This window comes from Cryobacterium sp. N22, assembly GCF_002929555.1.
Lineage (GTDB): Bacteria > Actinomycetota > Actinomycetes > Actinomycetales > Microbacteriaceae > Cryobacterium.
In genome coordinates, this window is the sequence record NZ_PJJP01000039.1 from 130,631 (window position 1) to 154,926 (window position 24,296).

General features: G+C 69.1%; 21 protein-coding genes and 1 tRNA gene. 2 read left to right on the forward strand and 20 right to left on the reverse strand.

The annotated features are described in order from the left end of the window. Window positions 1–24 precede the first annotated feature (24 nt). On the forward strand, window positions 25–465 hold the full coding sequence (locus CXY76_RS16020) for a PaaI family thioesterase (RefSeq protein ID WP_104166302.1): 441 nt from the start codon (window positions 25–27) through the stop codon (window positions 463–465). Between the two features lie 83 nt (window positions 466–548). Here the strand turns inward: CXY76_RS16020 and CXY76_RS16025 are convergent, their stop codons facing one another. Continuing rightward, window positions 549–1,157, reverse strand: a complete 609-nt coding sequence (locus CXY76_RS16025; protein ID WP_104166304.1) for an ANTAR domain-containing response regulator — start codon at window positions 1,155–1,157, stop codon at window positions 549–551. A gap of 38 nt (window positions 1,158–1,195) precedes the next feature. On the opposite strand from CXY76_RS16025, the gene CXY76_RS16030 reads away from it, so the two are divergent. Then, window positions 1,196–1,281, forward strand: a tRNA-Leu gene (locus CXY76_RS16030). Between the two features lie 262 nt (window positions 1,282–1,543). Here CXY76_RS16030 and pyk read toward each other — a convergent pair. The 19 genes from pyk to metK form a co-directional block, all read right to left on the reverse strand. Further along, window positions 1,544–2,989, reverse strand: coding sequence for a pyruvate kinase (gene pyk / locus CXY76_RS16035; protein WP_104166306.1), 1,446 nt, complete (start codon window positions 2,987–2,989; stop codon window positions 1,544–1,546). Window positions 2,990–3,079: 90 nt separating this feature from the next. Further along, a complete protein-coding gene (locus tag CXY76_RS16040) occupies window positions 3,080–4,537 on the reverse strand; it encodes a glutamate synthase subunit beta (protein ID WP_104166308.1) in 1,458 nt (485 codons plus the stop codon). Then, complete coding sequence (gene gltB, locus CXY76_RS16045; protein WP_104166310.1) at window positions 4,530–9,107, reverse strand: glutamate synthase large subunit; 4,578 nt, start codon at window positions 9,105–9,107, stop codon at window positions 4,530–4,532. The genes CXY76_RS16040 and gltB overlap by 8 nt, the downstream gene beginning before the upstream one ends. 117 nt (window positions 9,108–9,224) lie before the next feature. After that, on the reverse strand, window positions 9,225–10,199 hold the full coding sequence (gene lgt / locus CXY76_RS16050) for a prolipoprotein diacylglyceryl transferase (RefSeq protein WP_369826164.1): 975 nt from the start codon (window positions 10,197–10,199) through the stop codon (window positions 9,225–9,227). 134 nt (window positions 10,200–10,333) lie between these two features. Next, window positions 10,334–11,155 carry a tryptophan synthase subunit alpha gene (gene trpA / locus CXY76_RS16055; protein ID WP_369826165.1) on the reverse strand — a complete coding sequence of 274 codons (822 nt, stop codon included), beginning with the start codon at window positions 11,153–11,155 and terminating at the stop codon, window positions 10,334–10,336. Next, on the reverse strand, window positions 11,152–12,378 hold the full coding sequence (gene trpB / locus CXY76_RS16060; protein WP_104166312.1) for a tryptophan synthase subunit beta: 1,227 nt from the start codon (window positions 12,376–12,378) through the stop codon (window positions 11,152–11,154). The genes trpA and trpB overlap by 4 nt, the downstream gene beginning before the upstream one ends. Further along, a complete protein-coding gene (trpC, locus tag CXY76_RS16065) occupies window positions 12,379–13,161 on the reverse strand; it encodes an indole-3-glycerol phosphate synthase TrpC (RefSeq protein ID WP_104166315.1) in 783 nt (260 codons plus the stop codon). Window positions 13,162–13,165: 4 nt separating this feature from the next. After that, window positions 13,166–13,387, reverse strand: a complete 222-nt coding sequence (locus CXY76_RS16070) for a DUF6704 family protein (protein WP_104166317.1) — start codon at window positions 13,385–13,387, stop codon at window positions 13,166–13,168. 58 nt (window positions 13,388–13,445) lie between these two features. Beyond that, complete coding sequence (locus CXY76_RS16075) at window positions 13,446–14,057, reverse strand: Trp biosynthesis-associated membrane protein (protein WP_104166319.1); 612 nt, start codon at window positions 14,055–14,057, stop codon at window positions 13,446–13,448. After that, the gene (locus tag CXY76_RS16080) at window positions 14,058–15,581 is read right to left on the reverse strand and encodes an anthranilate synthase component I (protein ID WP_104166321.1); all 1,524 of its coding nucleotides are present in this window, start codon (window positions 15,579–15,581) and stop codon (window positions 14,058–14,060) included. It lies immediately after the preceding gene. After that, window positions 15,578–15,955 (reverse strand): phosphoribosyl-AMP cyclohydrolase, encoded by a 378-nt coding sequence (gene hisI / locus CXY76_RS16085; protein ID WP_104166323.1) that lies wholly within the window; start codon window positions 15,953–15,955, stop codon window positions 15,578–15,580. The genes CXY76_RS16080 and hisI overlap by 4 nt, the downstream gene beginning before the upstream one ends. Continuing rightward, window positions 15,952–16,716 carry an imidazole glycerol phosphate synthase subunit HisF gene (gene hisF, locus CXY76_RS16090; RefSeq protein ID WP_104166325.1) on the reverse strand — a complete coding sequence of 255 codons (765 nt, stop codon included), beginning with the start codon at window positions 16,714–16,716 and terminating at the stop codon, window positions 15,952–15,954. Before hisF ends, hisI begins: the two co-directional genes overlap by 4 nt. Before the next feature lie 2 nt (window positions 16,717–16,718). Next, entirely contained in the window at window positions 16,719–17,558 is an 840-nt protein-coding gene (gene hisG / locus CXY76_RS16095; protein ID WP_104166327.1) for an ATP phosphoribosyltransferase, read from the reverse strand. Window positions 17,559–17,618: 60 nt separating this feature from the next. After that, window positions 17,619–17,882 (reverse strand): phosphoribosyl-ATP diphosphatase, encoded by a 264-nt coding sequence (locus CXY76_RS16100; RefSeq protein WP_104166329.1) that lies wholly within the window; start codon window positions 17,880–17,882, stop codon window positions 17,619–17,621. 25 nt (window positions 17,883–17,907) lie between these two features. Further along, window positions 17,908–18,573, reverse strand: a complete 666-nt coding sequence (rpe, locus tag CXY76_RS16105) for a ribulose-phosphate 3-epimerase (RefSeq protein ID WP_104166331.1) — start codon at window positions 18,571–18,573, stop codon at window positions 17,908–17,910. Between the two features lie 48 nt (window positions 18,574–18,621). Beyond that, window positions 18,622–20,067, reverse strand: coding sequence for an RsmB/NOP family class I SAM-dependent RNA methyltransferase (locus CXY76_RS16110; protein WP_104166333.1), 1,446 nt, complete (start codon window positions 20,065–20,067; stop codon window positions 18,622–18,624). Next, window positions 20,064–20,981, reverse strand: coding sequence for a methionyl-tRNA formyltransferase (gene fmt, locus CXY76_RS16115; RefSeq protein ID WP_104166335.1), 918 nt, complete (start codon window positions 20,979–20,981; stop codon window positions 20,064–20,066). The genes CXY76_RS16110 and fmt overlap by 4 nt, the downstream gene beginning before the upstream one ends. After that, window positions 20,982–23,075 (reverse strand): hypothetical protein, encoded by a 2,094-nt coding sequence (locus CXY76_RS16120; RefSeq protein ID WP_104166337.1) that lies wholly within the window; start codon window positions 23,073–23,075, stop codon window positions 20,982–20,984. 16 nt (window positions 23,076–23,091) lie between these two features. Further along, window positions 23,092–24,285, reverse strand: a complete 1,194-nt coding sequence (gene metK / locus CXY76_RS16125) for a methionine adenosyltransferase (RefSeq protein ID WP_104166339.1) — start codon at window positions 24,283–24,285, stop codon at window positions 23,092–23,094. Window positions 24,286–24,296: the final 11 nt, after the last annotated feature.

Consider the following 24,296-nt stretch of genomic DNA (forward strand, 5'->3'; position numbering starts at 1 on the left):
CTGAGCCGAGCCACGAGGGTGACCATGACCGAGCAGAACCCGTCCGAGAGCACCACCGACTTCCTCGCCTGGACGAAGGCGCGCGGCGCCGGCGACCTGGCCGACAAGATGGGCATCGAGTTCACCGAGTTCTCGCTCGAGAGGGCGGTGGCGCGGATGCCCGTCGAGGGCAACACCCAGCCGGCGATGCTGCTGCACGGCGGCGCCTACGTGGTGATGGGCGAGTCGCTCGGGTCGATGTCGGCCAACCTGCACGCCGGCCCTGGCAAGCTCGCCGTGGGCATCGAAATCAACGCCAGCCACACCGGCTCGGCCACCTCCGGGTACGTCACAGCCGTGTGCACCCCGATTCACCTGGGGCGCACGCTGACCACCCACGAGATCGTGGTAACCGACGACGCGGGCCGGCGCTGTTCGACGATCCGCATCACCAACCTGATCCTGGACCAGCCCGCAGCGAGCTGATCCGCACGGCACGAAAAAGCGGGTCCCTCACCGTAAGGGACCCGCTTTTTCGTGACGCTGGTGCTAGCGCTAGCTGTTTTTTGCTAGCTCTTCTTGGCAGAGAGCTGTTCGATGATCGCCTGGGCGACGTCGTGCATGGTCAGGCGGCGGTCCATGGACGCCTTCTGGATCCAGCGGAACGCCTCCGGCTCGGTCAGGCCCATCTTCTCGTTGAGGAGGCCCTTGGCCCGGTCGACGAGCTTGCGGGTCTCGAAACGTTCGACAAGGTCGGCGACCTCGGCCTCGAGCGTGATGATCTGGCTGTACCGCGAGAGGGCGATCTCGATCGCGGGCAGCAAGTCGTTCGGCGTGAACGGCTTCACGACGTACGCCAGGGCGCCGGCCTCGCTCGCGCGCTCGACCAGTTCCTTCTGGCTGAACGCGGTGAGCAGCACGACGGGGGCGATGTGCGCCTTGGTGATGCGTTCCGCGGCGGAGATCCCGTCGAGGTGGGGCATCTTGACGTCCATGATCACCAGGTCGGGGCGGAGCTCGGTGGCCAGGGCCACAGCGGTCTCGCCGTCGCCGGCTTCGCCCACCACTTCGAATCCGTTGTCTCGGAGGATCTCGACGATGTCGAGCCTGATGAGGGATTCATCCTCCGCTACGACGACGCGGCGGGGGGGTACTGGAGTAGTCTCTTGGTCGGTCACAGCCAAAAGCCTACGGTATTCTGGTGCAGGTGTTGTGAGCCGGTGTGGCGGAATGGCAGACGCGGAGCACTCAAAATGCTTTGTTCGAAAGGACGTGTGGGTTCGAGTCCCACCACCGGTACCACTTCACCGCATGCCCGTTGCCCGGTTCGACCGGCGGCGGGCGTGCGGTGTTTCTGCCCTCGAGACGACTTTTCCGTCCCGGCAGCCAGGCCTTCAACGCCCGCACAGGCCCATCTCAGCCGTCGTTGCCCCCATTCGGCCGTCTGGCCCTCGTACGGGCGCACAGGCGCCCATCGGCCGTGCACGGCCGCTCAGTGGCCGCTCGGGGCGGGAACGACAACAGCCCCGCGGATTTCTCCGCGGGGCTGGTGTTGTCGTGCTGCTTACTGCTGGGCGTACGCCGGAGCGACACCGTTGTGGGCGTCACCGATGCGGTGAACCCGGATGTCGTTCGTCGAACCCGCGATTCCGGGAGGGGATCCGGAGATCACCACGACCTTGTCGCCGATCTCGGCCAGGCCCTGGCCGAGCAGGATGTCGTCGACCTGACCGAACATCGAGTCGGTGTGGGTCACCCGGTCGACCAGGTACGTCTGCACGCCCCAGGTCAGCGCGAGGCGACGGCGGATGCTCGCCTCGGGGGTGAAGGCCAGCATCGGGATCGAGGAGCGCAGGCGCGCCATACGGCGAGCGGAGTCGCCGGACTCGGTGAAGATGCAGAGGTACTTGGCCTCGACGAACTCGGCAACCTCGATGGCGGCCAGCGTGATGGCACCACCCTGGGTGCGCGGCTTGTTGGTGAGCGGTGCGATCCGCTCCAGGCCGTGTTCCTCGGTCGACTTCACGATGCGCGCCATCGTTTGCACGGTGACCACCGGGTACTCGCCGACGCTGGTCTCGCCGCTGAGCATGACCGCGTCAGCACCGTCGAGCACGGCGTTGGCGACGTCAGACGTCTCCGCGCGCGTGGGAACGGGGCTGTGGATCATCGATTCGAGCATCTGCGTCGCGACGATGACCGGCTTCGCCATGCGGCGGGCCAGTTCGACGGCGCGCTTCTGCACGATCGGCACGGCCTCGAGCGGAAGCTCGACGCCCAGGTCGCCACGGGCGACCATGATCGCGTCGAACGCGTCGACGATGCCCTCGAGGGCCTCGACGGCCTGCGGCTTCTCGATCTTGGCGATGACGGGGACCTTGCGGCCCTCTTCGGCCATGATCTCGTGAACCCGGTCGATGTCCTCAGCGTTGCGCACGAAGGAGAGCGCGATGAGGTCGGTGCCCAGACGCAGGCCCCAACGCAGGTCGGCCTCGTCCTTGAGGGACAGGGCGGGCACGTTGACGGCAACGCCGGGCAGGTTGATGCCCTTGTTGTTCGACACCGGGCCGGCGACGATGACCTTCGTGGTCACGACGGTGCCGTCGGTCTCGACGACCTCGACCTTGACCTTGCCGTCGTCGATCAGGAGGAAGTCCCCCTGCTTGACGTCGTTCGGCAGGCCCTTGTAGGTCGTGCCGGACAGTTCCTTGGTGCCGAGGATGTCCTCGGTGGTGATCTTGAAGATGTCACCGACGGCGAGGTCGTACGGACCGCCCTCGAACTTGCCCAGACGGATCTTCGGGCCCTGCAGGTCGACCATCACGGCGACGGCACGGCCGGAGTCGTTGGCTGCCTTCCGGATGTTGGCGTAAACGCCCTCGTGCACGGTGTAGTCACCGTGGCTCAGGTTCATGCGGCAGACGTCTACGCCGGCGTCGATAATGGCGCGGATCTGTTCGTAGCTGGATGCTGCCGGCCCGAGGGTGGCGACGATTTTCGCGCGTCTCATACTGGTGGATCTCCGGTTTCCGCGCCGGTGTGGCGCATTGGTGCGTTCGGTTGGTTGGAGAGAAATGGGCAGCGGAGTCAGTTCGTTCGCTCAGATGGCAAACGAATGATCCGTCGGCTTCACCGGGGCGGGCAGTTGAGTCTCGCCTTCGAGATACCGATCGACGGCTGCCGCAGCAGCGCGTCCTTCGGCGATAGCCCATACGATGAGCGACTGACCTCGGCCTGCATCTCCGGCAACGAAAACACCCTCGTGGCTGGTCTGGTAATCACCATCACGAACGACATTACTCCGGTCGTCGAGGGGCAGATGCAGATCATGGGTCAGTTCGGTGCTGTCGGGGCCGGTGAAGCCCAGTGCCAGCAACACCAGATCAGCGGGAATCTCGCGTTCGGTTCCGGCCTTGGGCACCCGTCGGCCGTCGAGATATTCGGTTTCGGCGACCCGGATGGCGCGCACCTCGCCGGCCTCATTGGCCAGGAACTCGATGGTGGACGCGAGGTATTCCCGGGTGCCGCCCTCTTCGTGGGCGCTGGACACCTCGAACAGGGTCGGCGACATCGGCCAGGGCTGGTGCTCCGGGCGGCTGTCGCCGGGCTGCTTGCCGATGGCGAGGTTGGTCACCGAGGCGGCGAGCTGACGGTTCGCGGTGCCGATGCAGTCCGCACCGGTGTCGCCGCCGCCAAGGACAACGACGTGCTTGCCTTCGGCGAGGATCTGGTTGTCGACGGTGTCGCCGGCACCCACCTTGTTTTGTTGGACGAGGTATTCCATCGCGAAATGCACCCCGGGCAAGTCGCGCCCCGGGATCGGCAGGTCGCGGGGCACCATGGCGCCGGTCGCGATGACGACGGCGTCGTACCGGGCCCGCAGGTCGGTCCAGGTGATGTCCACACCGATGTTGACGCCGGCGCGGAAGCGGGTGCCCTCTGCGGTCATCTGGGACAGGCGCTGGTCGAGGTGCTTCTTCTCCATCTTGAAGTCCGGGATGCCGTAGCGCAGCAGGCCGCCGATGCGGTCGTCACGTTCGAACACGGCCACGGTGTGGCCGGCCCGGGTCAGCTGCTGTGCGGCGGCGAGGCCGGCCGGTCCGGAGCCGACGACGGCGATGGTCTTGCCGGTGAGCCGGCCGGGCGGCTGGGGGGTTACCCAGCCCTCGGCGAAGGCCTGGTCGATGATCGAGACCTCGACCTGCTTGATGGTCACCGCCGGCTGGTTGATGCCGAGCACGCAGGCCGACTCGCAGGGTGCCGGGCAGAGCCGGCCGGTGAACTCGGGGAAGTTGTTCGTTGCGTGCAGACGCTCGATGGCCTGCCGGCCCTCGTCACGCCAGGTGAGGTCGTTCCACTCAGGGATCAGGTTGCCCAGCGGGCAGCCCTGGTGGCAGAACGGCACGCCGCAGTCCATGCAGCGGCCGGCCTGGCGCTTGAGCACGGCAGAGTCGCCGGCTTCGTAGACCTCTTTCCAGTCCATCAAACGGATGGACACCGGACGACGGGCAGGGAGTTCCCGGTCCGTGGTCTTCAGGAATCCCTTCGGGTCAGCCATTGGTTACCTCCAAGATACGGTTCCAGACCACGTCGCCGTCGGGGTCGAGCCCCTCGGCCACGGCGCTCTGCCTCGTCGCCAGGACGGCTGCGTAGTCACGCGGCAGTACCTTGACGAAGTTCTTCATTGTCGTGTCGCGGTCGGCGAGGAGCCGCGCGGCCAGAACAGAATCGGTCTGTTCCAGGTGCTGTTCCAGCAGGTCGCCGACGATTTCGATGTCGGCGCTGCCGAGTGGCAGCAGCGTGAGTTCGCCGGAGTCCAGCGAGTCACGGTTGACGAGCTCAGGGCGTAGCCGGTAGATGTAGGCGGTTCCGCCGGACATGCCGGCGCCGAGGTTGCGGCCGGTCTCGCCGAGGATCACGGCGAGTCCGCCGGTCATGTACTCGAGGGCGTGGTCGCCCACCCCCTCGACGACGGCGGTCGCGCCGGAGTTGCGCACCAGGAACCGTTCACCGACGATGCCGCGGATGAACATGCTGCCCAGGGTGGCGCCGTAACCGATCACGTTTCCGGCGATCACGTTCTCCTCCGCGGCGAAGACGCTGCCGCGGTCGGGGCGCACGACGATCTGCCCGCCGGAGAGGCCCTTGCCGACGTAGTCGTTGGAGTCGCCCTCGAGGCGCAGGGTGATGCCGCTGGGCAGGAACGCGCCCAGGGACTGCCCCGCCGACCCGGTCAGGGTCACGTCGATGGAGCCGGCCGGCAGGCCGTTCTCGCCGTGCCGCAGGGTCACCTGGTGGCCGAGCATGGTGCCGACGGCGCGTTCGGTGTTGCGGATCGGCAGCGCGATCGAGACGTGGCCGCCGTGCTCGAGCACGTTGGCGCTCTGCCTGATGAGCTCGACATCGAAGTGCTCGTCGAGTTCGTGCTCCTGCTCCCGGCTCGAGCGCCGGGGTTCACCGGCGGAGAAGTCGGGACCGACCAGGATCGGCCCCAGGTTGAGCCCGGATGCCTTCCAGTGGTTGAGGGCGCCGTTCACGTTCAACAGTTCCTTGCGACCGGTGACCTCGTCGAGGCTCCTGAAGCCGAGCTCGGCGAGGTATTCCCGTACCTCCTGGGCGATGAACTCGAAGAAGTTCACCACGTAGTCGGCCTTACCGCTGAAGCGCTTGCGCAGCTCGGGGTTCTGGGTTGCGACGCCGACCGGGCAGGTGTCCAGGTGGCAGACCCGCATCATGATGCAGCCCTCGACGATGAGAGGGGCGGTGGCGAAACCGAACTCCTCAGCACCGAGCAGGGCGCCGATGATGACGTCACGGCCGGTCTTGAGCTGACCGTCGACCTGGAGCACGACGCGGTCGCGCATCCCGTTCAGCATCAGGGTCTGCTGGGTCTCGGCCAGGCCGAGTTCCCAGGGTGTGCCGGCGTGCTTGAGCGAGTTGAGCGGGCTCGCGCCGGTGCCGCCGTCGTGTCCCGATACCAGGATCACGTCGGAAAGCGCCTTGGCGACGCCGGCCGCGACGGCACCGATACCGGACTGGCTGACCAGTTTGGTGTGGATGCGCGCGGTCGGGTTGGCCCGCTTGAGGTCGAAGATCAGCTGCTTGAGGTCTTCGATCGAGTAGATGTCGTGGTGCGGGGGCGGCGAGATCAGGCCGACACCCGCGGTGGCGTGCCGGGTGCGGGCGACCCACGGGTAGACCTTGGTGGGCGGCAGCTGGCCGCCCTCCCCCGGCTTGGCGCCCTGGGCGAGTTTGATCTGGATGTCGTCGGCGTGGGTCAGGTACATGCTCGTGACACCGAACCGGCCGGACGCGACCTGCTTGACGGCGCTGCGCCGTTCCGGGTCGAGCAGGCGGTCGAGGTCTTCGCCGCCCTCACCGGTGTTGGACTTGCCGCCCAGCCGGTTCATGGCGATGGCGAGGGTCTCGTGCGCCTCCTGCGAGATGGAGCCGTAGCTCATCGCGCCGGTGGAGAACTTCTTCACGATCGACGCGACCGATTCGACCTCGTCGATGGGCACGGGCTTCCGCTGCCCGATGTTGAAGGCGAACATGCCGCGCAGCGTCATCAGGCTCTCCGACTGGTCGTCGACGAGCTTGGTGTACTCCTTGAAGATGTCGTAGCGACGGGTGCGGGTGGAGTGCTGCAACCTGAAGATGGTCTCCGGGTTGAACAGGTGCGGGGAGCCGTCGCGGCGCCACTGGTATTCGCCACCGGTGGCGAGACGCTCGTGCACGGTGACGGCGGCATCCGGCGGGTAGGCGCCGGTGTGGCGTTCCAGGTTTTCGGCCGCGATCACGTCGATCCCGACGCCGCCGAGCTTGCTCGTGGTGCCGGTGAAGTACTGGTCGATGAACGCCTGGTTGAGGCCGACGGCCTCGAACGTCTGCGCGCCGGCGTAGGAGGAGACCGTGGAGATACCCATCTTGGACATGATCTTGAGCACGCCCTTGCCGAGGGCCTTGATCACGTTCTTCACGGCCTTTTCCGGCGTGACGGTGGTGATGAAGCCGCTGCGCACGAGGTCCTCGCAGGTCTCCATGGCCAGGTACGGGTTGACCGCACTGGCGCCGTAGCCGATGAGGAGCGCCACGTGGTGCACCTCGCGCACGTCACCGGCTTCCACGACGATGCCCACCTTGAGGCGGTTCTCGGTGCGGATGAGGTGGTGGTGCACGGCCGCGATCATCAGCAGCGACGGGATGGGCGCCAGGTCCTTGGTGCTGTCCCGGTCGGAGAGCACGATGAAGAGCGCGCCGTCCTCGATGGCCGCGTCGACCTCGTGGCACATTTCCTCGACCCGGTTGGAGAGAGCGCTGGGGCCCTCGTCGAACCTGTACAGACCGCGGATGGTGGTGGTGGTGCGGCTGCCCGGCGACGTGTCGATGTGCTGGATCTTGGCCAGCTCATCGTTGTCGATCACCGGGAAGTCGAGCACGACCTGGCGGGCGTGCTCCGGCCCGGCGGCGAGCAGGTTGAGTTCGGGGCCGAGGCCGAGCTTGAGGCTGGTGACGACCTCTTCCCGGATCGAGTCCAGCGGCGGGTTCGTCACCTGCGCGAACTGCTGGGTGAAGTAGTCGAAGAGCAACCGGGGGCGTTCGCTGAGGACCGCGATGGGCGTGTCGCTGCCCATCGCGCCGAGCGGCTCGGCGCCGTTGCGGGCCATCGGGGCCAGCAGGATGCGCACCTCTTCTTCGGTGTAGCCGAAGGTGCGCTGGCGGCGGACCACGGATGCCGGCGGGTGCACGATGTGCTCCCGTTCCGGCAGGTCCTTGAGGTTGATCCGGCCGGCGTCGAGCCAGGAGCCCCAGGGCTCGCTGGCGGCGAGGTCACCCTTGATCTCCTCGTCTTCGATGATGCGGCCGGCCTCGGTGTCGACGAGGAACATCTTGCCGGGCTGCAGGCGGCCCTTGCGGACCACCCGGGCGGGGTCGACGTCGATGACGCCGATCTCGCTGGCCAGCACGACGAGTCCGTCGTCGGTGATCACGTAGCGGCCGGGCCGCAGACCGTTGCGGTCCAGGGTGGCGCCGACGAGGGTGCCGTCGGTGAAGACGATGGCGGCGGGGCCGTCCCACGGTTCCATCAACATGGAGTGGTACTCGTAGAAGGCGCGACGGTCACGGTCAAGGTCGGGCTGGTTCTCCCAGGCCTCCGGGACCATCATCATCACGGCGTGCGGCAGCGACCGGCCGGACAGGCTCAGCAGTTCGACGACCTCATCGAATGACGCCGAGTCGCTGGCGCCGGGGGTGACGATCGGGAACAGCGGGTTCAGGTCGCCGAGCAGCTCGGATTCGAGCTGCGACTGGCGGGCGCGCATCCAGTTGCGGTTGCCCTGCACGGTGTTGATCTCGCCGTTGTGCGCGATCATCCGGAACGGCTGGGCGAGCGGCCAGGACGGGAAGGTGTTGGTGGAGTACCGCGAGTGCACCAGCGCCAGCTTCGAGGTGAAGCGTTCGTCGGACAGGTCGGGGTAGAACGGCTCCAGCTGGAGGGTCGTGACCATGCCCTTGTAGACGATGGTGCGGCAGGACAACGACGCGAAGTAGGTCTCCACCTCGCGTTCGGCACGCTTCCGCAACCTGACGGCCTGGCGGTCGAGGTCGATGCCGGCCAGGGGCAGGCCGTCCTCGGCGGTGCGGTTGCTGGATACGTAGAGCTGTTGGATGGCGGGCATCGCGGCGCGTGCCAGGTTGCCGACCTCGTCGGGCCGTACCGGGACCTCGCGCCAGCCGAGGATGTTGAGGTTCTCTTCCCTCGCGATGGCCTCGATGGCGCTCTTGACCGCGCTGCGGGCGGTGGGCTCGGTGGGCAGGAAGACGTTGCCGACGGCGTACCGGCCGGCGTCGGGCAATCCGAACGTGGACACGGCGCGGAAGAAGTCGTCGGGGATCTGGGTGACGATCCCGGCGCCGTCGCCCGTTCCGGCGTCGGAACCCACGGCGCCGCGGTGCTCGAGGTTGCGCAGCGCGTCGAGCGCCCGCGTGATGATGTCGTGTCCGGCCGTACCCCGCAGGGTGGCGACCATGGCGAGACCACAGGCGTCGCGTTCGTCGTGCGGGTTGTAGAGCCCCTGTGCTGGGGGAACACTACTGAACCTGGAGAAGAGGGGTTGCTGCGTCATTAGACCGTCCTCACAAAATGACTGGCAGGTGGGGACGACGTTGGCCCGCGGGAAGAAGAGAAGCCACTCCGCCCGAAATGGAGGGCGGAAACCGTGGACCGGGTGGGATGACCGCGGTTAGGGGCGGGAGTCGGTGGTGCTTGTGGCGTCGACGTCGCGTGATTCAACGGGTTCATCAGCCTCATTGCCGTGATCCTCGAAAACGGAATCGGTTTCACCAGATTCTACCTCAGGGTCGACCGGCTTCCACTCGCGCCCGGGCAGGTAGGGGCTCAGTTCGATACCGGTGTGGCGTCTGCTCTGCACGAGGATGATGACCAGGCCGATCACGATGGCGAACAGTGCGGCCCACACGTTGGTGCGCAGGCCGAAGAAGATCTCGCTCGGGTCGACCCGGATCGATTCGAACACGCTGCGTCCCACGCCGTACCAGATCAGGTACACGCCGAACGCGGCGCCCCAGCGCAGCCGGAACCGGCGTTCGAGGATCAGGATGACGGCGACGCCGATCAGGTTCCAGACGATCTCGTAGAGGAAGGTGGGGTGGAAGAGGGTGCCGACGGGCAGGCCCACCGGGTACGCCGCGTTGTCGGGCGAGATCTCCAGGCCCCACGGCAGTGTGGTGGGCAGGCCGAACAGTTCGTGGTTGAACCAGTTGCCGAGACGACCCATGGCCTGGGCCAGGAGCATTCCCGGTGCCAGTGCGTCGGCGAACGACCAGAACCGGATGCCGGCCCGTCGGGTGCCGATGTACGCGCCAACGGCGCCACCGAGCAGGGCGCCGAAGATGGCGATGCCGCCCTTCCAGACCGCGAAGACGTCCCAGAGGTTCGCTCCGTCGTAGAAGTAGTCGTTGGGGTGGGTGAGCACGTGGAAGATCCGGGCTCCGACGATGCCCAGCGGCACGGCCCAGAGGATGATGTCCAGCACCACGCCCGGCTCGCCGCCGCGCTTCGTCAGCCGCCGCGAGGTGACGGCGGTGGCCAGGAAGATACCGATCAGGATGCAGATCGCGTACGCGTGAATGCGGAACGGCCCCAGGTCGAAGAAGCTCCACTCAGGGCTCGGAATGCTCAAGGGCAACGACACCACAACAACCTTTCATCGTGACACTCTGGTCACTGGGAGCCGGTCGGTCGACCGCCTCGGACAATTTACCCTAAACGGGATGGCTTAAACACAGGGACCTGACGACGGGGTCAGCCGGCGCGGGTTAGCAGGCAGGGTCAGACGGCGGCGCGGATGTCGCGGGCGCCGGCGGCGAGTTCGGCCGCGAGGGTGGCCACGGCGGCGACTCCCCCGTCGGCCAGTGCCTTCACCAGCGCTGACCCGACGATGGCGCCGTCGGCGTACTCCAGCACCTCGCGCACCTGGGCGGGGGTGGAGATGCCCAGGCCGACACAGGCGCTATCGGATCCGGCCTCACGCAGTCGGGTGACGAGCACCCGGGCGGCCGAGTCCACATCGGACCTGGCTCCGGTGATGCCCATGGTGGAGACGGCGTAGACGAATCCGCGGCTCCGGGTGACGGCCTGCACGAGTCGTTCGTCCGAGGACGACGGGGCGGCCAGGAAGACCCTGTCCAGGCCCGCGCGCTCGCTCGCTGCGAGCCAGCTCTGCGCGTCGTCGGGGATCAGGTCGGGCGTGATCAGCCCGGCTCCCCCGGCGGCGGCCAGGTCGTCGGCGAATCTGTCGACCCCGTACTGCAACACGGGGTTCCAGTAGGTCATCATCAGCACGGGCGTGTCGACCTGGGCGGTGATCGCGGCGACGGCCTCGAAGCCGTGGCGCAGGCGGAAGCCGTTGGCCAGGGCCTGCTGGGTGGCCGCCTGGATGACCGGGCCGTCCATGACGGGGTCGGAGTACGGCAGGCCGAGTTCGATGATGTCCACGCCGCTCTTCGCGATCGCGACGGCGGCGTCGATGCTCTCCGACAGGGTGGGGAAGCCGACCGGCAGGTAGCCGATCAGGGCGCCGCCGCCGGCGGCACGGCGGGCGGCGATCGTGGCCTCGACGGTGCTGGTATGTCCGGTGCTGATGTTCGTCACAGTTGCTGCGCTCCAGCGTCGAGAAGGTCGAAGTAGCGGCCGGCGGTTTCCATGTCCTTGTCGCCGCGACCAGAGAGGTTGACGAGGATGATCGAGTCCGGGCCGAGCTTCTTGCCCAGCTCCAGGGTCCCGGCCAGAGCGTGCGCCGATTCGATCGCGGGGATGATGCCCTCGGTGCGGCTGAGGAGCCGCAGCGAGGCCATCGCCTCGGCGTCGGTGACGGGCAGGTAGGTGGCGCGGCCGATGCTGGCGAGCCAGGCGTGTTCGGGGCCGACGCCCGGATAGTCCAGCCCCGCGGAGATGGAGTGCGACTCGACGGTCTGGCCGTCTTCGTCCTGCAGCATCATGCTGCGCGCGCCGTGCAGCACGCCGGGGCGGCCCTTGGTGAGGGTCGCGGCGTGCCGCAGGCCCTCGATGCCTTCGCCGCCGGCCTCGTAGCCGTACAGGGCGACCTCGGGGTCGTCGAGGAACGCGTGGAAGATGCCCATGGCGTTGGAGCCGCCGCCGACGCAGGCGGTGACGGCGTCGGGCAGCCGACCGGTGAGGTCGAGCACCTGCTGCCTGGCCTCTTCGCCGATGATCTTCTGGAAGTCCCGCACCATGGCGGGGAACGGGTGGGGGCCCGCGACGGTGCCGAAGACGTAGTTGGTGGTCTCCACGTTGGTGACCCAGTCGCGCATCGCGTCGTTGATGGCGTCCTTGAGGGTGCGCGAGCCGGTCTTCACCGAGACGACCTCCGCGCCGAGCAGACGCATCCGGGCGACGTTGAGCGCCTGGCGCTCCGTGTCGACCTCGCCCATGTAGATCACGCAGTCCAGCCCGAAGAGGGCGGCGGCGGTCGCCGTGGCGACACCGTGCTGACCGGCGCCGGTCTCGGCGATCACCCGCTTCTTGCCGATGCGCTTGGTGAGCAGCACCTGGCCGAGCACGTTGTTGATCTTGTGTGAGCCGGTGTGGTTGAGGTCTTCGCGCTTGAGGATGATGCGGGCACCGCCGCCGTGTGCGGCGAAGCGGGGTACCTCGGTGATCAGCGACGGCCGGCCGGTGTAGCTGCGGTGCAGCTCGGACAGCTCGGCGGCGAAGGCCGGGTCGGCCTTGGCGAGGGCGTACTCGGCCGAGAGTTCGTCGAGCGCGGCCACCAGGGACTCGGGAACGAACCTGCCGCCGAAATCGCCGAAGTAGGGCCCGGACTGGGCGCGGAGGGAAGGATTTGCGCTGGACATTTATACCGCCAGGAATTCGTTGAGGGTGAGAATGGGGTCGCTGGTGACGAGGGCTTCACCGACCAGGACGACGTCGGCGCCCGCGGCGCGGTAGTGGGCCACGTCAGCGGCGGTCTTGACCGCGGACTCCGCCACGCGGACGACGCCGGCGGGGATGCGGTCGGCCAGGCTCGCGAAGAGGTTCTGGTCGAGTTCGAAGGTGCTGAGGTTTCTGGCGTTCACGCCGACGAGGTTCGCGCCGACGTCCAGCGCCCGCGTGACCTCGTCCGCGCTGTGCGTCTCGACCAGCGGGGTCATGCCGAGTTCGAGTACCAGGCCGTGCAGGGTGGCCAGAGTGGGCTGATCGAGGGCGGCGACGATGAGCAGCACGAGGTCCGCACCCGCCGCGCGCGCTTCGAACACCTGGTAGGCGGTGCCGATGAAGTCCTTGCGCAGCACGGGAATCGAAACGGATGCCCTGACCTGTTCGAGGTCGGCAAGCGAGCCGAGGAACCGGCGGCCCTCGGTGAGCACGCTGATCGCGCTGGCGCCGCCGAATTCATACGACGCGGCCAGGGCGGCCGGGTCGGTGATCTCGGCCAGGGGGCCGCGGGACGGGCTGGCGCGCTTCACCTCGGCGATGATCTTCACCCGGTCGGACGGTGCGAGGGCGTGCAGCGCGTCGAGGGCGGGGGCCTGGGCGAGCGCATCGGCCTCGAGGGCCGCCAGGGGGCGGTCCAGCCTGCGGGTTTCGGCGTCGGCGAGCGAACCGGCGAGAAGTTCTGCGAGGAGGTCGGAGGGCACTGAGTTAGTGGCTTCCGTCGACCGAGGCCGCGCCGTAGCCGGCCTTGGCCATGATCCAGCCGGCGACGAGGCCGACGAGGAGCAGGACGGCGGCCGCCCAGACGAGCCAGACAACCTCGAAGAAGAAGGCGACGGTGCCGATGCCGAACGCGATCAGCATGATGGTGACTGCGGTCCAGGCCGCCGTCGAATGGCCGTGGCCGGGGTCTGCCGACTCGAAGCTCATGGTTCTCCTAAAGGTCAGTGGGCGTACGGCACAATTCTAGCTTGCCGGGTAAGCCAGGTCAGACGGTGGGGTCGTCGCCCCTGGTGAGGCCGTCCCAGTCGTCGACGGCGTCACGGGGGCGCGTCTGGCCGGTGGCTGAATCCGTGACCGGCTCCAGGCGGGTGCTCTCGTAGCGCGTGGTCGGGCCGGGCCAGCGCCGGGCGGTGACGCACACGGCGAGGCCGACCAGGAGCATCAGGATGCCGGCGGCGAGGGCCAGGAACGGCCAGAAGGTCAGTGCGGCGCTGCTCACCGCCGATCGGGTGGAGTCTGCCCCCGCGATGCCCGTTGCGGCGGTGACCGCCGCGGCACTCGCGCCGATCGGGTCGGCCAGGGCCAGGGCGGCCGAGAGGATGACGCTGATCCCGAGGAGCGCCTCGAGCAGGCCGAGGATGAAGCGGATGACGACGCCGGCGATGGTGAGCGCCCCGGCCAGGGCGAGCCCGGCCAGGGCCAGGGCGGTCAGGCCCGGCGCGGCGGTGCTGCCGGTGACGTCGAGCACCTGCTGGGTGGTGCCGTCCGCGGCAAGGCGCACGGTCGCCCAGACCTGGGTCCAGGCCAGCAGCGCGAGCCCGCTCGCGGCGATCACGGCGAGGATCAGGGTGGGCTTGAAGCGGCGCGGTGCGGTCATTCAGTACACCCGGGTCATCGCGTTGGCCACGGCGACGGCGCGCAGCGGTGCCGCGGCCTTGTTCTGGGACTCCTGGAACTCCGACGCCGGATCGGAATCGGCGACGAGCCCGCCGCCGGCCTGCACGTACGCGACACCGTTCATGATCGTCGCGGTGCGGATGGCGATGGCGAGGTCGGCGTCGCCGGCGAAGCCGAAGTAGCCCACCACACCGCCGTACACGCCACGCTGGGCAGGTTCGAGGGAGTCGATGATCTCCAGCGCCCGTGGCTTCGGCGCGCCGGAGAGGGTGCCGGCCGGGAAGGTGGCCCTGAAGACGTCGATCGCGGTCATCTCCGGCAGCAGGTCGCCCTCGACTGAGGAGACCAGGTGCATGATGTGGCTGAACCGTTCGATGCGCATGAACTCGGTCACCTCCACCGACCCGGCGCGGCAGACCTTGAGCAGGTCGTTGCGGGCCAGGTCGACGAGCATGAGGTGCTCGGCGCGCTCCTTGGGGTCGCCGGCGAGGTCGGTTTCGAAGTCGGCGTCGGCCTCGGGGGTCGCGCCGCGGGGCTTCGACCCGGCGATGGGGTGGGTGAAGACCCGGGTGTTCGCGACCTTCACCAGGGCCTCGGGTGAGGACCCGACGATCGAATACGGCTCGCCGGTGGTGGATTCGAGGCTGAGCAGGTACATGTACGGGCTGGGGTTGAGGCTGCGCAGCACCCTGTAGACGTCGATGGGGTCTGCGGTGCACTCCTGGTCGAAGCGCTGGGAGATGACGACCTGGAACACGTCGCCGTCGACGATGTGTTGTTTGGACGTGCCCACCGCGGCGAGGAAGTCCGCCCGCTCGGTGCGGTGCTGCGGGGCGGCCGGGGTGGACAGGTCCACCTCGGACACAAATGCTTCGGCCGGCTGGGTGAGCCGGGTCTGCAGGGCGTCCAGGCGCGCCTGGGCGGCCGGCCACAGGGCATCCGTGGGGTCGGTGCCGTCGTTGAGCACATTGGCGATGAGCTGCACGGTGCCGTATTTGTGGTCGATCACGACGAGGTCGGCTACGAAGCTGAACGCCTGGCCCGGCACCTCGTAGTCCGCGGGCGGGCGGTTGGGCAGCCGCTCGATCTGGCGGATGGCCTCCCAACCGATGAAACCGACCAGGCCGCCGGTCAGCGGCGGGTGCTCGGGCAGCCGCGGCGTCTGCCAGCGCTCGTAGAGGTAGGCGAGCGCATTCAGCGGTGCCAGGTCGGTGGCGCCGCCGAAGGCCCGCTCGGCGGAGACGCCGTAGTCGAGCCAGGCGGTCTCGTCGCCGGACTGGGTGAGCACGCCGAAGGAGGAGACCCCGACGAACGAGAACCGCGACCAGATGCCGCCCTGCTCGGCGGATTCCAGCAGGAAGCTGCCCGCGGTGCCGTTGGCGAGTTTGCGGTAGATGCCTACCGGCGTCTCACCGTCGGCGAAGAGCTCCCGGATCACCGGGATCACCCGGTGCTCGCCGAGCAGGCCGGTGAAGGTCTCCTGGGTGGTCGAGCCGGCGCTCACCGGTCGGCCTTCGAGGTGTCGGAGGGCTCGATGAGTCCGGTGACCTCGATGCCGCGGCCGTCGAAGCAGGTGTGCGTGCCGGTGTGGCAGGCCGCGCCGATCTGCTCGACCTGCACGACGAGCGTGTCGGCGTCGCAGTCCAGGGCCGCCGAGCGCACGAACTGGGCGTGGCCGGAGGTGTCGCCCTTGCGCCAGTACTCCTGCCGGCTGCGCGACCAGAAGGTGACGCGTCCCTCGGTGAGGGTGCGGCGGAGGGCCTCACGGTCCATCCAGCCCAGCATCAGCACCTCGGACGTGTCCCACTGCTGGATCACGGCGGGCAGCAGGCCGTTGGCGTCGAAGCGGGCAGAGTCCAGAGCGGCGTCGACGTTCATCGGCGCACCACCATTCCGGCGTCGGCAAGCTCGCGCTTGACGTCGCCAATCGTCAGGTCTCCGCTGTGGAAGACGGAGGCGGCCAGCACGGCGTCGGCTCCCGCGGTGATCGCCGGCGGGAAGTGTTCGAGAAGGCCGGCTCCCCCGGACGCGATCACCGGGACGGAGCTGAGCTCGCGCATGATCGTGATCAGTTCGAGGTCGAAGCCCGCCTTGGTGCCGTCGGCGTCGATGCTGTTCACCAGCAGTTCGCCGGCTCCCAGTTCGATCGCCTGTCGGGCCCAGGCGAGGGCGTCCAGGTCGGTTTCGGTGCGGCCGCCGTGCGTGGTGACCACAAAACCGGATGGCGTCCTGCCGCTCCGCTTGACGTCGAGAGAGAGCACCAGCACCTGCGCGCCGTACTTGTCGGCGATCTCGGAGATCAGGGCCGGCCGGGCGATGGCGGCGCTGTTCACCCCCACTTTGTCTGCGCCGCTGGCCTGCAGTCTGGCCACGTCGTCGACGCTGCGGATGCCGCCGCCGACGGTGAGCGGGATGAAGACCTGCTCGGCGGTGGCGCGCACCACGTCGTAGGTGGTCGAGCGGTCGTCGACGGTGGCGGTCACGTCGAGGAAGGTCAGTTCGTCCGCGCCCTGCTCGTAGTAGCGCTTGGCGAGCTCGACGGGGTCACCGGCGTCGCGCAGGTTCTGGAAGTTGACACCCTTGACGACGCGGCCGTTGGCCACGTCGAGGCACGGGATCACTCGAACGGCGAGGCCCATGGTTACAACCGGGCGTTGTGGATCGAGGTGACCAGGATGGCGCGGGCGCCGAGTTCGTAGAGCCGGTCCATCACGCTGTTCGTGTCCAGGCGCGGGATCATCACCCGCACGGCCACCCAGTTCGGGTCGCGCAGCGACGAGATCGTGGGCGACTCGATGCCGGACGCGGCCTGGCAGGCTGCGTCGAGGTTGTCCACGTGCACGTCGTAGTCCACGAGCACGTACTGGCGGGCCACGAGCACGCCCTGCAGGCGACGCAGCAGGGTGTTGATGCCCGGGTGCTGGTTGTCGGAGGTGATGAGCACTGCGGTGGATTCGAGGATCACCGGGCCGAAGATCTGCAGGCCGGCCTTGCGCAGGGTGGAGCCCGTGGAGACGACGTCGGCGACGGCATCCGCCACGCCGAGCTGAACGGCGGATTCGACGGCGCCGTCGAGGGTGACCAGGTCGACGGTGACGCCGTGGCCGGTCAGGAACGTGCCGACCAGGCCGGGGTAGCTTGTGGCGACGCGGAGGCCCTCGAGGTCGGCGAGTTCGCTGAAACGGCCGGCAGGTCCGGCAAAGCGGAAGGTGGAGTCGCCGAAGTCCAGGCTGGCGATCTCGCCGGCGGTGGAGCGGGAGTCCAGCAGCAGGTCGCGGCCGGTGATGCCCACGTCCAGCGCGCCGCTGCCGACGTAGGTGGCGATGTCGCGGGGCCGCAGATAGAAGAACTCCACGTCGTTGTGCGGGTCGGCCACGACCAGGTCGCGGGGGTCGCGGCGGCCGTTGTAGCCGGCCTCCGACAGCATCTGGGCGGCGGTCTCGGCGAGGGAGCCCTTGTTGGGCACAGCGATTCTCAACATGTCAATTTTTCCAAACGTGGGGCTTGCCAAAGGGCGGGTGGGTTTCGCGAGGTGACGACATCACAGATGTCGGTAGACGTCCTCGGGGGAAAGCCCCTTCGCCACCATCAAGACCTGCAGGTGGTAGATCAGCTGCGAGATCTCTTCAGCGGTTTCGGTGTCGCTCTGGTACTCGGCGGCCATCCAGACCTCAGCGGCCTCTTCGACGATTTTCTTGCCGATGGCGTGCACGCCGGCATCGAGTTCACGCACGGTTCCGGAGCCAACCGGGCGGTCAATGGCCTTCTGGCTCAGCTCAGTGAACAGGTCGTCGAATGTTTTCACCTGTACAGGTTACCGGTCCGACAAGCTAGTGCGCGTGCGCGTGCAGTTCGGCAGCGGCGCGCAGCCGGGCGATCTGGCCGGCCGGGTCGCCGTTGAAGACGCTGGAGCCGGCGACGAAGGTGTTGGCGCCGGCCGTGGCGGCCTGCTCGATGGTGTCCTCGGTGATGCCGCCGTCGACCTGCAGCCAGACGTCGAGGCCCCGCTCGCGCACGGCGTCGGCCAGGAGGGTGAGCTTGGGCATGGTCGAAGCCATGAAGCTCTGGCCGCCGAAGCCCGGCTCCACCGTCATCACCAGCACCTGGTCGAACTCGTCGAGCAGGTCGAGGTAGGGCTCAACGGGGGTGCCGGGCTTGAGGGCGATGCCGGCCCTGGAGCCGATGGCGCGCAGGCGCCGGGCCAGGGCGACGGCATCCGTGGCAGCCTCGGCGTGGAAGGTCACCGAGTAGGCGCCGGCCTCGGCGTAGGCGGGCGCCCACCGGTCGGGGTCCTCGATCATCAGGTGGATGTCCAACGGGATCGGTGACACCTGCAGGAGGCGTTCCACGATCGGCAGGCCGAGGGTGAGGTTCGGCACGAAGTGGTTGTCCATGACGTCGACATGGGCGAGGTCGGCGGTGCCGATGCGGCCGAGTTCCCTCTCCAGGTTGGCGAAGTCTGCGGCGAGAATGCTCGGGTTGATCCGGGTAACCATGGTTTCACCCTACCGAATCACGGCTGGCGGTCCGCTCAGCCCGGCGGCTCAGTCCGGCTGCCGCTGCAGCAGGGTGATGAACATGGCGTCGGTGCCGTGCCGGTGCGGCCAGAGCTGCACGCTGCCGGGGTCGCCGGCGAGGTCCAGCGGCTGCACGGCCAGGCCCTGCAGCACCGCGGCGGTGTCCATCGGCGCGATCTTGTCGCCCCAGGCCTTGCGGGCCGTCGCCACGATCCCCCGCGTCTCGGCGATGTGCGGCGAGCAGGTGACGTAGGCCAGGATGCCGCCGGGCTTGAGCGCGCCGAGCGCCGCGTGGATCAGGGCGGACTGCAGGTCGGAGAGCTCCGCGACGTCCTTGGGCTGCTTTCGCCAGCGCGCCTCCGGGCGGCGGCGCAGGGCGCCGAGTCCGGTGCACGGGGCGTCGAGCAGGATCCGGTCGAAGACCTGCGGCTGGTCCTCGCCGACCCAGGTTCCGTCCATCTCCCAGACGGGCACGTCGGCGGGCACGGCGGCCAGCGCCGCCCGCACCAGTTGCGCCCTGGCCGGGACGACCTCGTTGGCGACGAGGGTGGCGCCGCCGTTCAGGGCCTCGGCGGCGAGCAGGGCGGCCTTGCCGCCGGGGCCGGCGCACAGGTCGAGCCAACGCTCACCCTCCACGATCGGCCGGGCGCGGCTGAGGGCGAGGGCGGCGAGCTGGGAGCCCTCGTCCTGCACCCGCAGGCGGCCCTGGCTGTCCTTCATCAGGTGGTGCGGGTCTCCCCCGGCGAGGACGAAGCCGGTGGGCGAGAAGGCGTTGGCGTCGCCCAGCTCGGCGGTGGCCTCGGCGAGGCCGGGCAGGGCCACCATGTTGACCCGCGGTGCGGCGTTGTCGGCGGCGAGGAGCTCTTCCAGTTCAGCCTCGCGGCCCTCCTGGCGCAGGGACTGCCGGAACGCCCGCACCACCCAGACCGGGTGGGAGTACAACGCGGCGAGGGCGTCGTCCGGCGACGTGGTGTCGGCGAGGATGCGTTCCCGCCACTCGTCGGCGCTGACCCGGGCGATCGCGCGCAGCACACCGTTGGTGAATCCCGTCGCGGAGCGGGAGCCCACCTGGCGGGCGAGTTCGACGGATTCGTTGACGGCGGCGTGGGTGGCGACGCGGGTGGCCAGCAGCTGGTGTGCGCCGAGCCTGAGCACGTCCAGGATGGCAGGGTCGATGGCCGTGACGGGCCGGCCGGCGGCCTCGGCGATGACCCTGTCGTAGAAGCCCTGCATGCGCAGAGTGCCGTAGGTGAGCTCGGTGGCCAGCGCGGCATCAGCCGTGTTGAGCGCCGCCCGCTGGATGCGGGTGGGCAGCAGCAGGTTCGCGTACGCGTCGGATTCGCGGACGGCCGCGATCACCTCGTAGGCGACCCGGCGGGCGGGCTGTACGACGTAGTTCGGCCGTGCAGCGTTCGGACGTGCATCGTTCGGGCGTGCGGCATTCGGGCGGGTCTCGCCCCGGCGTTCGCTCATGAGGCGATCACCTCGGATGCTGCCACTCCGCGCCACCAGTCGATTGCTTTCATTGGGGTTTTTCCTGCCGGTTGTACGGTGATGAGTTCGAGCGGATCCGTGCCGGTGCCGATCAGAACCCGTTTGTCGAGGTGGGTGATGTGGCCGGGGCTGAGGCCGGGTTGGCCGTGTGCCGGGGCCACGTCGTGGAGTTTGAGCCTGGCGCCGTCGATCTCGGTGAACGCACCGGGTTCGGGGGTGACGCCGCGGATGATGGCGTGGATCCTCTCGCCGGGCAGCGTCCAGTCCACGCGCGCGTCGTCGAGGCTGAGCTTGGGAGCGAGGGTGACCTCGCCGCGCTGCTCGAGCGCCCGGATGCTTCCGGCCGCGATGTCGTCGACGACGCTTCGGAGCAGTTCGGCGCCGCTGTGGCTGAGGCTCTCCAGCAGGGTGCCCGCCGTGGCGTGCCGGCCGATGGGCACCCTGAGCTCGCCGAAGACAGCGCCGGCGTCGAGTTCGGCGACGAGCTGGAACACCGCGGCGCCGGTCTCGGCGTCCCCGGCCATGATCGCGCGCTGCACCGGCGCCGCACCGCGCCAGCGCGGCAGCAGGGAGAAGTGCAGGTTGATCCAGCCCAGGCGAGGCGCGGAGAGCAGGGGCTCGCGCACCAGGCCGCCGTAGGCCACGATCACGCCGAGGTCGGCGTCCAGGGCCGTGACGGCCGCGGTCGCGTCGGCGTCGAGCCGGTTGGCCTTGATCACGGGCAGGCCCAGGCTCTCGGCGGCAGCGGCCACCGGTGACGGCGTGAGCACGCGTTTGCGGCCGAGCGCGGCATCCGTGCGGGTGACGACGGCGGCGATCTCATGGTCTGAAGAGGCCAGGAGGGTCAGGCTGGGCACGGCAACCTGCGGGGTCCCGGCGAAGACGAGTTTCATTTACAGCAGCTCCGGGTCGTCGAATCGTACTCTGAGTGTAGGCGCAGGGCGGAACGCGGCGCCCTTGGGCTTGCGTCGGCTGGCCGCGTTGCGCACGATCGCGGCCTTGAGGGTGCGGGCGACCTCGTCGCCCAGCGGGTAGCCGAAGCGCACGATGGCGCGCACCAGCGCGGGCCCGCCGGGTTTCTGGCCGGGGCCGGCCGGGTCGTGACTGACCGGGCCGAGCACGTCGAGCCCCGGCAGCTCGGCCAGTGACTCGATGGCGGTCTCCACCTCGGCGCTGGTTCCGGTGACGGAGGCCACCCGCACCGCCGGCGGGAAGCGCAGCTGGCGGCGATCGGCGAGTTCGGCGGCGGCATACGGCCCCGGCTGCCAGGTGTTGAGGGCGTGGGCGAGGGCCCCGCCCACACCGGCGAGCATGACGGAGGCGCCCGGAGCGGCCAGGGCGGCGGCGTTGGCCCACCAGCGCAGGCAGTCCTCCCCCACCCGCAGGGACTCGCGGGCGAGCATCCGTTCGCCGTCGAGCAGCAGGATCGCGCTGTAGCCGTTGCGGGGTATCGGTTCGGCGCCGCGCGTGGCGATCACCAGGGCGGGTTCTGGCCCGATGGTCTGCACGGTGTGCTCGCCGTCGGCGACGATCACCCTGGAGCCGGGGAAGGCCCGGCCGAGCTCCTCGGCGGTGCGGCCGGTGCCGACGGTGACCACGCGCAGGTTGGTGGCCTCGCAGTGCGAGCAGTGCCAGCCGGCGGCGAGGTGGCCGCACCAGCGGCAGGCGGGGGTGGCATTGGCATGGGTGAGGGCCAGCGGACCCTGGCATTGGGTGCACCGGGCGGATTGCCCGCAGGAGCGGCAGGCCAGCATCGGCGCGTAGCCGGGGCTGGCGACCTGCACCAGCACGGGACCGCTTCGCACGGCCTCCTTCGCGGCGAGCCACGCCGCTGACGGGATGCGGGCGGCCCTGGCCTGCGCGTCCGGCTCGGACTGGAAGGTGGTCGGGATCACCCGGGGGTGGCTGTCACGGGTGGGGTGCAGGGCGCGCAGCCAACCGATCTCGACAAGGCGTTCGGTCTCGACGCTCCGTGAGTGGCCGATGAAAACGAGCGCGCAGTCGGCCGCCTCCCGGCGGATTAGCGCGGCGTCGCGAGCGTGCACGTACGGGCTGAGCTGCTCGCCGTAGAGCGGGTCGCCATCGTCCCACAGCACGATCAGGCCGAGGTCGTGAGCGGGGGCGTACACGGCGGACCGGTTGCCGAGGATGATCCTCGGCCGGCCCTCGAGCAGGGTGAGGAAGCCGCGGTAGCGGTCGGGATTGCTCTGCCTGGCATCGACGCGGACGACGTCGTCTGCGGGCGCCAGCATCGCCAGGGCGGCCTGAAGCTGGTCCTGGTCGCGGAAGTCCGGCACCACGAGGATGCTGCTCTTGCCCTGACGCAGGGCCGACACGGCGAGCTCGGCCATGGTGATCGCCCAGGTGCCCACGGTGCTGCCGCCATCGTCCGGGCCGGGCAGGCGGACCAGGCTGGGCACCGCGGCGATGCAGACCCGTAGCCGGTCGGCCACGATGGTGCCGAGTGTTTCGGGCGGATACTCGGCGAATCCGGGTTCGGCGAGCGTGCCGGCAGCGTCCGCCGGTTGCGGGGCCGGCGCATCGGGCGTGGCGGCCCGCGCGGCCAGCCAGGCCTTCTCCACCCGCACGGCGCGGGGCGGCACGGCCAGTCTCACGATGTCGCTCGCGTTGCCGGCCGCCCGGTCGGCCAGGCGCCGGGCAAGCTGCCAGACGGCGTCGGTGAGCACGGGCACCGCCGACACTATCGAGTCGACCGGGCTGAGCTTGCCGCTGTAGCCGGTGTCGGCGCCGCCGATGCCGTCCAGGGTCGCCGCACCGGCCGGGTCGGCCACAGCGTGCTGCGGGTCGATCAGCTCGATCAGGTAGCCGTCGGCCACCCGGTTCGCCGAGCGCAACGGAACCCGAACCCGCACCCCGGGTTGGGCGAGGTGCGCCAGCTCGTCGGGGATGGCGTAATCAAAGAGATGGTCGAGCTGCGGTAGCGGCGAGTCGATCAGCACCCTCGCGATGAGGCCGGTGCGAGTCATCTGCGGCCTCCAGGGGTCAGAGTCCGGCTGCGCTTCTCAGGTCGTCGACCCTGTCGAGTCGCTCCCAGGTGAAGTCGGGCAGTTCACGGCCGAAGTGGCCGTAGGCCGCGGTCTGGGCGTAGATCGGTCGCAGCAGGTCCAGGTCGTGGATGATCGCGGCCGGGCGCAGGTCGAAGACCTCGCGGATGGCGGCGGTGATGTCCTTCTCCGGCAGGGCGCCGGTGCCGAAGGTCTCCACGTACAGGCCCACCGGTGACGCGGTGCCGATAGCGTAGGCCACCTGGATCTCGAGGCGTTCCGCCAGTCCGGCCGCGACGGCGTTCTTGGCGACCCAGCGCATGGCGTACGCGCCGGAGCGGTCGACCTTGGACGGGTCCTTGCCGCTGAACGCGCCGCCGCCGTGCCGGCTGGATCCGCCGTAGGTGTCGATGATGATCTTGCGTCCGGTCAGGCCCGCGTCGCCCTGCGGGCCGCCGATCTCGAACCGGCCGGTGGGGTTCACCAGGGTGCGCAGGTTGCTCGCGTCGAGGTCGACGCGTTCGAGCACGGGCTTGATGACGAGTTCGGCGATCTCGGCGCGCAACTGCTCGGTGCGCACCGACGGGGAGTGCTGGGTGGAGAGCACAACGGTTTCCACGGTGCGGGGAATGATGCCGTCGTAACCGATGGTGACCTGGGTCTTGCCGTCGGGCCGGAGGTAGCTCAGTTCCCCGGACTTGCGCACCTCGGCGAGGCGTTCGGCCATGCGGTGCGCGATCCAGATCGGGATCGGCATGAGCTCGGGGGTCTCGCGGGTGGCGTAACCGAACATGATGCCCTGGTCGCCGGCGCCCTGGCGGTCGTAGTCGTCGAGGCTGTCCTGCTCCCGGCTCTCGTAGGCGTCGTCGACGCCCTGCGCGATGTCGGGCGACTGCCCGCCGATGGAGATCTCGACGCCGCAGGACCGGCCGTCGAACCAGACGTCGGAGGAGTCGTAGCCGATGTCGGTGATGCACTTGCGCACGATCGAGGGGATTTCGACGTATCCCGCCGTGGTGACCTCACCGGCCACGTGCACGAGGCCCGTGGTGACGAGCGTCTCGACCGCGACGCGGCTGTGCGGGTCTTCGGTGAGGAGGGCGTCGAGGATGGTGTCGGAGATCTGGTCGCAGATCTTGTCAGGGTGGCCTTCGGTGACCGATTCCGAGGTGAAGAGGCGAAGATCGCTCATCGGGGCTCGTC